10 protein-coding genes and 1 pseudogene are annotated in these 11,505 nt (G+C 35.6%); 10 read left to right on the plus strand and 1 reads right to left on the minus strand.

What is annotated here, in order from left to right; translation table 11 throughout:
• Positions 1-100 precede the first annotated feature (100 nt).
• Positions 101-946: an IS3 family transposase gene (locus tag D0817_RS24375; protein WP_238160948.1), complete on the plus strand. Its 846-nt coding sequence runs from the start codon at positions 101-103 to the stop codon at positions 944-946.
• A gap of 37 nt (positions 947-983) precedes the next feature.
• Positions 984-2,141 (plus strand): IS3 family transposase, encoded by a 1,158-nt coding sequence (locus D0817_RS24380; protein WP_371311651.1) that lies wholly within the window; start codon positions 984-986, stop codon positions 2,139-2,141.
• Between the two features lie 231 nt (positions 2,142-2,372).
• Here D0817_RS24380 and D0817_RS24385 read toward each other — a convergent pair whose 3' ends face one another.
• Complete coding sequence (locus tag D0817_RS24385) at positions 2,373-2,774, minus strand: helix-turn-helix transcriptional regulator (protein ID WP_127340945.1); 402 nt, start codon at positions 2,772-2,774, stop codon at positions 2,373-2,375.
• Positions 2,775-3,413: 639 nt separating this feature from the next.
• Between D0817_RS24385 and D0817_RS24390 the strand changes: the two genes are divergently transcribed.
• The 8 genes and pseudogenes from D0817_RS24390 to D0817_RS24425 form a co-directional block, all read left to right on the plus strand.
• Positions 3,414-3,980: a hypothetical protein gene (locus D0817_RS24390; protein WP_127340946.1), complete on the plus strand. Its 567-nt coding sequence runs from the start codon at positions 3,414-3,416 to the stop codon at positions 3,978-3,980.
• A gap of 4 nt (positions 3,981-3,984) precedes the next feature.
• Positions 3,985-5,655, plus strand: coding sequence for an MTBMA_p00010-related P-loop-containing protein (locus tag D0817_RS24395; protein WP_127340947.1), 1,671 nt, complete (start codon positions 3,985-3,987; stop codon positions 5,653-5,655).
• 11 nt (positions 5,656-5,666) lie between these two features.
• Complete coding sequence (locus D0817_RS24400) at positions 5,667-6,713, plus strand: tyrosine-type recombinase/integrase (RefSeq protein WP_238160949.1); 1,047 nt, start codon at positions 5,667-5,669, stop codon at positions 6,711-6,713.
• Positions 6,714-6,724: 11 nt separating this feature from the next.
• Positions 6,725-7,594: a tyrosine-type recombinase/integrase gene (locus tag D0817_RS24405; protein WP_127340948.1), complete on the plus strand. Its 870-nt coding sequence runs from the start codon at positions 6,725-6,727 to the stop codon at positions 7,592-7,594.
• 80 nt (positions 7,595-7,674) lie between these two features.
• Positions 7,675-8,187 carry a hypothetical protein gene (locus tag D0817_RS24410; RefSeq protein ID WP_127340949.1) on the plus strand — a complete coding sequence of 171 codons (513 nt, stop codon included), beginning with the start codon at positions 7,675-7,677 and terminating at the stop codon, positions 8,185-8,187.
• Positions 8,188-8,192: 5 nt separating this feature from the next.
• Positions 8,193-8,660, plus strand: a complete 468-nt coding sequence (locus D0817_RS24415; protein ID WP_238160950.1) for a helix-turn-helix transcriptional regulator — start codon at positions 8,193-8,195, stop codon at positions 8,658-8,660.
• Positions 8,661-8,759: 99 nt separating this feature from the next.
• Positions 8,760-9,374, plus strand: coding sequence for a class I SAM-dependent methyltransferase (locus D0817_RS24420; protein ID WP_127340951.1), 615 nt, complete (start codon positions 8,760-8,762; stop codon positions 9,372-9,374).
• A 205-nt stretch (positions 9,375-9,579) separates the two neighbouring features.
• A pseudogene (locus D0817_RS24425) lies at positions 9,580-10,389 on the plus strand (hypothetical protein); the annotation flags it as partial.
• Positions 10,390-11,505 lie beyond the last annotated feature (1,116 nt).

The raw sequence follows: 11,505 nt of genomic DNA on the forward strand, positions 1-11,505 counted from the left end.
AAAAATATAGTTTTTAATCAAAACGGAGGTGCTCACTTTGCACCGGAATTAGGTGGTCATTTTGAACTGGAATCAGGTGCTCACTTTAAAACGGAATGGGGTGATCAATATAACCGGAATTTGCACTCAAGGAAAGCCAATGATTTTTCACTTTATTGAAAACAATTTAGATACATACCCACTTTGGAAAATGTGTAAAGTTTTAGGCATAAGGGAGTTTACATATTATAGATGGAGAGATAAAATACTTTCTCCAAGACAGTGTCAAACAATTTTACTTGAGGAAGAAATATCTTCTATATTTTATGAATATAAAGAGAGATATGGTAATATAAAAATTTCAGCAGAATTGCAAAGTCGCGGTTTCAAATTATCACCTGCTCAAGTTACCTTCTACATGAGAAAACTAGGTTTTATAAGTAAGTTTGGCAGAAGACGTATAATCAAATCTGGTTCACTATTTATTCCTCATAATCCTTGTGTTTTTCCTAATGTTCTAAATCGACAATTTAAAGTTGAAGAACCTTCGCAGGTTTGGGTCTCGGGTATAACTAGTATCGAAATAGCGACTGGACTTTTATTTCTAACAATTATAATGGATTTATTTGACACAAAAATTATTGGATTGAGTCTGAGTGATGGACTAACAATAAAAGAAACTTCTATTCCAGCTTGGGAAATGGCTGTTCATAATCGAAAGACAAAGAAGGGATTAATATTTCATTCTGACAGATCACCTCAATACGCCAATAAGATGTTTACTCGTAAATTAAACTCTTATCAAGATATAAGACGAAGTATGAGCCGACAAGGGAATCATTTAGATAATGCTATTCCTAAAACCTTTTTTACTTCCCTTAAATCTGAGATAGTCGATTTAAATATGCTTCTAACTAAAAAACAAATAGAAGAAAAAATATTTGAATATATTCAAAATCAACAGTGAAAAAACTGCTGTGCTGAAAATTATTAAACTTTATGCTATGAAAACATATGAACGCGCTTTCAAAGAGAATGCTGTTAAGTTAAGTTATGAAAGAGGTAAGAGGCAAATTGCAAGCATTGAAAGGGAGCTGGGAATAACTCCAAGTTGTTTGTATCGCTGGCGACAAGACTTTGAAAAATTTGGAAAAGGAAGTTTTTGCGGAACTGGATACTTAAAATTAATTCCTGAACAAGCTATAATTACAAACCTTGAAAAGAAGGTTAAAGATTCAGAACTTACACTGGAAATTTTAAAAAGTGGGAGTACATATGTCGCTCAAGGAAAATTGATGACTAAACAATTCATTGAGGATAATAAGCATAACTTTTCCATTTTAAAAATGTGTAATGCGCTAGAAGTATCAAGAACTACATATTACAATAGAAAAAAACAAGAGCTTACCGATACAGAATCTCGCATAATTTTACTAAAAGAAGAAATCGTATCTATATTTTATGAGTTTAAAAAGACATACGGATGTATGAAAATTACTAAAGAACTTCAAAGGAGAGGATTTAAAATACAAAGCGCCCAAGTAACGAATTATATGAGAATTTTGGGTCTGCGCAGAAAGGCCAAAAGAAAATTTAAGGCGACAACTGATTCAATTCATAATCATTATGTGTTTCCAAATGTTCTAAATAGAGAGTTTAGAGTTGATGAGCCTTCTAAAGCTTGGGTTTCGGACATTACATATATACAAACAAAAAGAGGTTTTTTATACCTTACAATTATTATGGATTTATTTGACAGAAAAATCATTGGATGGAGTTTAAGCGACACAATGAGCACTAAGTCAACTACTTTATCCGCTTGGGAAATGGCGGTCAATAACAGGAAAATCACTAAAGATTTGATCTTTCATTCTGACAGGGGTGTTCAGTATGCTAATAAAATTTTTACTAATAGATTAGACACTTACAAATTTATTAAGCGTAGTATGAGTCGTAAACAAAATCATAATGACAATGCTGTTTCGGAAAGTTTTTTTAATTGTTTTAAAACTGAATTGATTAATGGAAATAAACTCCTGCCAAGGAAACAAATTAGGTTGGAAGCAACTGAATACATTGAAAACTGGTATAATAAAAAGAGAAGACATTCATTTTTAGGTTATATGACCATCGAAGAATTTGATAAAATTTATTTCAGATAATTTATATACCAGATTATATCTTTGAAATCATTTAGTAGCAATGAGGACAATTGTTTAATTATATATAAACTATATTTATTTAAATAAAGATATCATGAAAACACTTTCAGAACACATTCAAGAAAGTTTTGCACCTTTGAAAGAAGGACAACAAACAGTTATAGAGACACATAACAAAAAAATGGGCACTTAAAAGTAGCCCATATATTCTATAAAAGTAATATTTACAATCTATTTAAGAAGTTTCTCCAAAAGAGCTACTTTATCTTTTTCTGCCTGCAGCAAACGTTCATAAAGCTTTTCTTTTTCTTCAACAGCTTCCATAAGTTTATCTAAGGGATTGAATGTGCAATTACTATTAAATGAAGAATTATCATTAAAATTGTTGAAACTATTAAAATAATTAATAACACCTTCCTCGGAAAAGTTTTTAATAGCCTCTGTTGTTACTCCCAAAACTTTGGCAATTGCGTGTAATTTTTCATCATCAATTGACTCACTTGCCTCAATGCTAGAAACCGATTGCTGGCTCACGCCGATTGCAACTGCTAAAGCTTCTTGTTTCATTCCACGAAGTTCTCTAATACGGCTAATATTTTTGCCAATGTGCCTTGGTTTTGTTGCTGTTTCCATAATTCAAAGATATTCAAAATTCTGTCAAAAAAATCTAACGGGTAAAAAACAAGTCCGTAATTGTAAGATACAACTTCAATTAGTTCGGTACGGTACAATCTATTGCGTACTTGCCGTGTATTAAACAAAAATACAATTTTTATTTATGTTCCACCGCAAATCTTTAATTTATAAGATCAGGTCTCCACCCGCAATTTCCCATTCTTAAGAATTTAATAAAGCTTGCTATCCCTGTTCATTTTTCACTTTTGGCGATAGCCTATTTTCTAGTTTTATTGATTTTACTAGCTTCTGAAAATTAAATTGTCTTAAACATAACGCCATTAGAAGACAAATGGCGCCAGCAACACCACTGTCTGGATAACTTCGAAAATGCATTTTTATATTTGTCAGAAGATAAATAAACGGATTAAAAAGACCATCTAAAAATGGACTTTCACTGTTTAGAGGGCTGGTGAAGAAAGAAGAATGATTTCCTACTACTGGAATTGCTATTAATTAAGTTTTGATAACCGCGATACAGATTGTCAAAGTTTCTACTCAAATAATTCCCTTTATACCTTCCCTAAAATAGCAGAGTCCTGTAACGGCTACAGGCCACCTTACGTCCTGAAAATAATGGAAAACCATTAAATATTTATGAAAAATTTAGAAGGCCTTTTCCGGTCATTTGAAACGGGAATACGAAGTGCGAAGGCTCTAAAGCCCAATGCATACCTCAGGGGTATCGGATTGGATTATTCTGAACTCAGGATAGGCTTTAACTCCGGGCAGTTCCATCACCGCAAACCGCAAAAGGTAAAAGATGAGTTTGAAAGTCTGGGACTGCTAACCAAAAGTTACGCCCCGGTCAGATGGGAGACCGAAATGATCTCCTATACCGTTTTTGGACGTTACGGGCTTATTTTTCCACTGCTGGACAAAGACAATACGATTGTTAATTTTTTTGCCCTGCGGTTTGACCTTGACTCACCAAAAGAAGAATTCCTGAATGATAAAGGCATTTATCCCGCCTACCCGCATCCGCTGACCAAGCGGCTTTATATCGTCTGGTCTGTTATCGACTGTGCTACCCTGCTTCAAAGCAAGGTACTTGACCAAAGGGAAGCAGTCATATCGCTGCATGACGGGGAACTATTGCCACAGCATCAGGAAGCTATCAAAGCATTACATGAATTAGAAGCAATAATAATGATAAAGCGGTAAGACTATGGAGAAGATCAGATTACAAATGCAGCAGCTAAGACCCGATGTGCCCCTGTCAATTGTGGAATTGCCAGAAGGACACAGTCTAAATGACATGTGGGTCAATTATGGAACGGACGGAATACTGAAACTTTTTAAAAATGTGGAAACTGAAAAACCAGGTGTCGCCTTGCAGGTGCACAATGATTACAAAATCAGTTACAAGGGAATAACCGGAACATTTTATGTCGTAGGCAACCTCCCTATGGATTTAGGAAACCTACGGGTATCGCTTCAAATTGTGGAAACCAGCACACAGAAGAAGCACCGCCTTAAAGTAGACCTGTTTGATTTTGGAAACGTACAGAACCAGTGTACGGAACTTTCCGAGAAACAGGGTTTTGATTATCAGGAATTGGAAACGGATTTGGTACAGCTCACGGATTTATTGGAACAGCATCGCGATTTGCTTTTTGAAGCGGAAATAAACCCCGTTACCGATAAGTATTCCCAAAAGGAACTCACACCGCAGGCACATGAAAAAGCAATTGCTTTTCTCTCCAAACCTAATCTTTTGGAAAATATCAATGCCCTTTTGGAACAGAATGGCATTGTCGGGGAAGAGGAAAACAGGCTGTTGCTTTTTGTACTGGCTTCAAGCTATAAAATGCCATACCTCATGCACGGGCTGGTGCAGGGATCAAGCGGTGAGGGAAAAAGCCACCTGATTAATGGGATTGCCCAGTGCATGCCACAGGAAGATGTAATGAACATGACCCGCATTACCAGCAAGTCGCTGTACCATTACAGGGATAAGGAACTAATCAATAAACTGATCGTGATTCAGGATTTTGACGGTCTCGACGAAGAGGCGCAGTATGCCTTTCGGGAAATGCAGTCTGCCAAATTCTTAACCAGTTCCACCGTAGTCAAGGATATCTTCGGAAACAACAGAGGAAGGATGAAACAAGTACAGGCGCACTTTGCGAGCCTTACCACAACGACCAAAGCTGAGGTATATTATGACAATATGAGCCGTTCGGTGATCTTGGGCGTGGATGAAAGCCAGGCACAGACGATGCGGATTATAGAGATTCAAAATAGGAAAATCGCAGGGAAAAGCAACAGTGAGAATCAGCAGCAGGCAACACAGCTGCTTCGAAATGCCATACGGGTTCTGAAATCCTACGAAGTGGTGAATCCATTTGCTGATAAACTTATGCTTCCCCTTGAAGCCAAGATGCTCAGACGGCTTAACAGCCAGTTCCAGAATTTTGTATCACAGATTGCCATCCTGCACCAGTACCAGCGAAAAACCGATGCACAAGGCAGGCTGATTGCCACCAAAGAGGATGTTCGCTTTGCTGTGGATATATTCTTCAATTCCATCATCATCAAAGTGGATGAACTTGACAAAAGCACAAGGCAATTTTTTGAAAACCTCAAAGGCTATGTAAAAAGTCAAAAAAATGGTTCAACACACCGTTTTACCATCAGGGAGATTCGCCACAAGCTTAATATCAGCAAGACATCGGCATTCCGATACATGCAGTTATTACAGGAACTCGAATACATTCAGGCAATTGAAGGTTCTGTAAACAGGGGTTTTAAATACGTAGTGGGCTATTGGGACAATATGGAAAAACTAAAAGACAGGATAAAGAAAGATATGAACAAGCAACTTGAAACGTTTTAAAAACAAGAAAAATGGAACGCCCCGGAACGCCAGCGGAACACTGGAGCCCCTGCAAATACTGGCAATACGATACTGGCGTTCCGCGTTCCACGGAGTGCGCAAGCGACCGTTTAAAAAAAGAACAATTTAACAGCACAAAAAAAATGAAAAAGACCATACAAACACCGGATTTTCAAAAGCTTGCCAAGAGTTTTGACAGCTTTGTAAAAGTGAGGAATTACAAATCAGGAAAAGGGCGCATGTATCAAAATGCCTTGACGGAATTTTTGGCATGGCTGGAAGAGACAGGAATCACTAAAATTAGGGACGTGAGTTCTAAAGAATCAATAAAGTATTTTGAATATCTCATTGCAAGACCCAAACTGCGTGGCGAAGGAACACTGTCGCAAAAAACCATCAAGTTTCATCTTTTTGTACAGGGGCTCTTCCTTTTGAACCTTATGGAAAACAGGGAAATTGAAAACGGGTATTATATCCCTGCCTATAGCGGGGGTATTCAGAAGCCCCGAAATATCCTGAGCGTTGAAGAGGTAAAAATAGTGTACCAGTACTGCGAGAATGACATGGAAAAGGCTTTACTGTCCGTTGCCTATGGGTGCGGCCTTCGCCGTTCAGAAATAAGCGTACTGAATTTAAGGGACATACAGTTAAACATCGGAATGCTCATTGTCAAAAGCGGAAAAGGAAGCAAAAGACGGGAAGTCCCTATGAGCGATACGGTTGTCAAATACCTGAAAAACTATATACAGAACGAACGCAATTTAAAGCTGGTGGGAAAAAGCCAAATAGAAGAGGCTTTTTTTATCAACAGCAAAGGCAAGCGTGCCAGTGGCGAGAACCTGAATGAGATACTAAAAAAAATGATTGAGCAGACTGGGAAATACGAACTGATTCAAAAGGATATTACCCTGCATTGCCTGCGCCACAGTATTGCACACCATCTGGCTGAGAATAACGCAGGGATTGATTTTATAAGAAATTTTCTAGGGCATTCGGATATCAATACAACTTATATCTATGCCATCAAAAACAAGAAGCGAAAATTGATAACCTTTTAAATAATTGGCTTATGGCAAAACAGACATTAGAGCAGTTCCTGCTCCAAAATTACAGCAGACAGACAGTATCAAGCTATTTGTTTGCCATCAATCACTTTTTAAAATTAAATCCCAAAGCAAAACGATACAAGTACCAGAATGTTGTCAAGTATATGGATGAAATCAGCCTGCAGCAGTCCAACAGTAAGTATCGGGTTGTCATTTTATCAGCAATCAAAAAATATTATGATTATCTGGTTATGAGCGGCTACAGAAACGACCATCCATGCAAACGCTTGAATATTAAGGTAAACAGCAATCAGGCGATACAGGTTCAGGACTTGTTCAGCAGCCAGGAACTACAGCTGCTCATGCAGCGCGAAAACCGCTACAAGCATTTGGACGTCAGAAACAATGTTATATTATCACTCTTGATTTATCAGGGACTTACTAGCGATGAAATCATAAGGCTTACTGTTAAGGATATCGACTTGGAAAATGGGACAGTTTACATCAAGGCTTCCGCAGCCTTAAATAAGCGAACGCTGGAACTGGTATCCAAGCAGATGATCTTATTCTCCAACTATATTAACGAAACTCGAACAGAAATGCTGCGATGCAAGACCGAAAAACTCATTATCACAAAACTTGGCAAGCCTATTACAGTAGATAGCATCCATGCCATGATTGACCCGCTCAGGGCATTGTTTCCTGATCGGAAACTCAATCCGCAATCCATCCGTATGAGCGTGATCTGCAACTGGCTCAATGAAAAAAAGATTCCTTTGGAACAGGCTCAGGAACTCGCAGGGCATAAATGGCCAGGAACAACTGAAAAATACATTAAAGTGAACAGCTCACAGCAGCGGGAAATGATTAACCGGTATTTTCCAAGCATTTGAAGCAATAAAAATAAAGGTTAAAATTATACAATATGTATAATTTTTAAGTATATTTGTGTAATGAATTTTAGTAGCGTACGATGGATGTAAAAATATTAAAGATCGCAGGAAATAATTTAGTAGATGCTAAAATTTCAGATTCAAAAATAATAAAGGCAAACCTTCCGTCAATGACTGATGGATGGAGATTTAATTTTAGAAACCACTCCAAAGGCAATGGCTTTGAAACCTATGTTTTGGTATGCGAAGAAACACCTGATAAAATTGAAGGATGTTTGATTTTCGAAATGAAAAAGAAGGTTGAACCTTATATGGCGTTTGTTGAAGTAGCACCTCATAATAAAGGTAAGAATAAAGAATATGAAAATGTAGCAGGTTGTTTAATTGCATTTGCCTGTAGGTTGAGTTTTAAAAACGGGAAAGGCGATTATCTAGGCTATTTAGCATTTGATGTCATGGAGGAAGATAAAGCAGATGAAATAAAATTAATGGCTTTATATTCAACAAAGTATAATGCTTTTAGGTATGGTGAAACCACTATGATTATACCACCTGAAGGGGGACAAAAGTTAATTGATGAATTTTTAAATTAATGGATATGAAAAATAAAGAAATTCAAGTTGAAGATATTTGGAATGATAAAAAGAAAGGGGATTTAAAAAAAATTATCTCATCTCATGCTGCCAAACAATCCAAAGAACGAGTATTGACTAATCAATTACTTTCTATTCAATATAAATTAGAAGACTATATTCAAAGTGAAAGCGATAGTACGGAAGTTCTAAAAATTCTTGACTTTGTCAAGATGTACCTAAAAGCACTTAATCTGACTAAGAAAGAATTGGCTGACTATTTTGAAATGCGCGATAGCAATCTCCATAAATATCTTTCCGGAGAAAGAAAACTAAATGCAAAATTAGTTCTAAAACTAAGTACATTCTCTCATACAAAGCCGGAACAATGGTATAGAGTTGAAGTTAAGAATGAGCTGATCGAACTCAATAAAGAAAAAGCAAACGTAGAATATTACAAAAAATTCGATTACCGTAATCTGGTAGAAGTATAAAAAGTATTTTTTTGCAAGGTACTGTTTAGACAAAAAAGGTTTGCAATATGCTATAAGATAGCATATAAATAACTAGATAATTGCTGTAAAGCTTAATTTATGGAGAATAACAAATCACATTGGGAAAACGTTTTTGCTAGTAAGGGTCCCCAGGACGTAAGCTGGACACAGAAATATCCAAAAACTGCAATGCAGTACTTAGAAAACCTAAACTTACCTAAAACATCCAATATAATTGATGTTGGAGGTGGCGAGAGTAATTTTGTAGATGTACTTCTTGAAAAAGGATTTCAGAATATTTGGGTATTAGATATTTCAGAATTTGCATTAGAAAAGGCTAAAAAACGTTTAGGTAAAAAAGCTGAATTAGTGCATTGGATTGTATCGGATATTACAGAATTTCAACCTGAAGTAACTTTCGATTTTTGGTATGACAGGGCGGTATTTCATTTCTTGACAGAACAGGAAAGTGTCATGAAATATATAACCATCGTTGGGAATTCCATTAATAAAGAAGGTCATTTCCTTTTAGGGACATTTTCAGAAAACGGACCGACAAAATGTAGCGGTCTTGAAATAAAACAATATTCGGAGAGTTCAATGAAACAAACGTTTGCTAAAAGTTTTAACGCAATAAACTGTTTTACTGAAAATCATACTACACCATTTGATACAATTCAGAATTTTCAATTTTGTGGTTTTGAAAAAATATGATATAAATAATTCTTTCAATGAAAAAAGACTTCCGTAAAGGAAGTTTTTTTTTGGAATAAAGAAGCCTATAATTTTATTAGGAAAATAATTAAAGTACATCTACTTTCGTATTATAGAAAAATGTAGCCGGACGTTCTTTATATGGAGATTTTTTGCAAGGGGCTGTTTTATATAAAAAAGGTTTACAGAACCCTATAAGTATAAGTACCAAGGACAAGAGCGTCAGGACGAGCTATTATTGGCTTGGGATAGCTTTAAGTATAGAAACTATGATTATGCTATTGGTAGATTTATAAATATTGATCCTTTAACAGAAAAATATATGGACTGGAGTCCATATGTGTTTAGTGGAAACCGAGTTGTAGATTGTAGAGAGCTTGAAGGACTTGAACCAATTGTAGCTAGAAAAGGAACTCAAAATTTAATATTAGTAAATCAAGGGTTCGCAGGTGAAGCCCCAAAGGGAGCTTCACAAGCACAAAATGCAGGTAAAACGGATTCAGAACTTGGAATTGATTATTCAGGTTTAGGGAAATTTACAAGTCTTGACAATGAAAAAACAGGAACTCAGGTTGGAGTATTTGCTTCATCTCAAGGTGATGGTACTAAAAAAGATATTGCCACAACTATTAAAAATTTTAGATCACAAAATAAAAATGGTAGAGTAATAGCAGTTGGACATAGCTTAGGAGCAGATAATTTAATTGAAATGGCTAATGAAAATCCGAGTTTAAAAATTGATTATATGTTGACAATTGATACAGCCGATGATTATGATGATGATAATATTCCAAGTAATGTAAAAAATATTGTTAACTATTATGTTAAAAATGGTGGGGTGTTTGGAGCAGCAATCGGAGGTGAAGATGTTGAAATTAATGATCCAGCTAAAACTAATGGTATTAATGTTCCTGTTATAAGTACCCATAGACAAATAGATAACGATTATATTCAAAATTTTTTAAATAGAGTTATAACATACTTAAATCAGCAATCCAATGAGAAAAAAGAATAATATACTAATAATTATAGTCATAATTAATTTTCTAGCCACATTACTTGTTTGGATTAGTTTACTTATGAATAAAATACTATGGGATAATTTATTGAAATTTTTAATAGCAATATTTGTTTTTAATAGCATTTCACTTATTACTGTATTACTTAATAAGAAAAATATAGATTCTAATTGGTTTAGGTTTTTTATTCTATTAAGTATATTACTTTACTGCTTTCAATTTTTTTACTTGAAAATGTATTTTGATTTGAATGTAAGAGACTAATTGAACAGGTAGTGTTTCCTTCTGCTGACGCGAGCGTCTCGCTCTTGATGTAAAGAATTAAAGAGATAAAAACTAAAAACCTCACCAATTGGTGAGTTTTTTTTATGTTTTAGAATATGTAAAAACTCCAAATGAGAGCTGCGTTTTTTTTGGAAGAATGCCAAATTTATAGTTGAACTGAAAAATAATATTCCTGGCATTCTTCCAAAAAAAATGCTTAGCCTTGTGGCGATTGAACCAATAAAAAATAAATCCTAGTGCGGTGGCAGCAGCGTTGGGGCTGGCAGAGGTCTTGAGGAAAAGTGCTATTTTGCATAATGAGTTTATAGTGAAGGGCGGAGCGTACCCGCAGGGCCTGCACTATAATGACTGATTATGTAACATAGCTTTGGTGTAGATTAAAAACGATTGGTCTTGAAAACCCGCTCTCCGAAGAGTTCCTTATGAAAAGCTGCGCAAATGTCCCCGCTCCTCGAAGTGTTCTTATGAAAAACTGTGCCCCGTTCCTCGATGTGTTCCTTTATGAAAAGCTGCGCAAATGTCTCTGACTTTGCGCATTTTTTTGTGTTCTCGTGAAAATTAAAACCTGATAAAAGTCTCCCGACTTTTTAAGTTTGGTTATTAATGAATACTGATTTGATATAGCATAAATTCTATGTAGATTCGTTTTAAAGTCAGAGACTTTATGAGATTTCTGTTTTAATTATATTTGCTTAAAATGGTGCAAATTCCGGTTATATTGATCACCCCATTCCGTTTTAAAGTGAGCACCTGATTCCAGTTCAAAATGACCACCTAATTCCGGTGCAAAGTGAGCACCTCCGTTTTGATTAAAAACTATATTTTTT

It is taken from the genome of Flavobacterium cupreum, from assembly GCF_003996965.1.
GTDB classification, from domain to species: domain Bacteria; phylum Bacteroidota; class Bacteroidia; order Flavobacteriales; family Flavobacteriaceae; genus Flavobacterium; species Flavobacterium cupreum.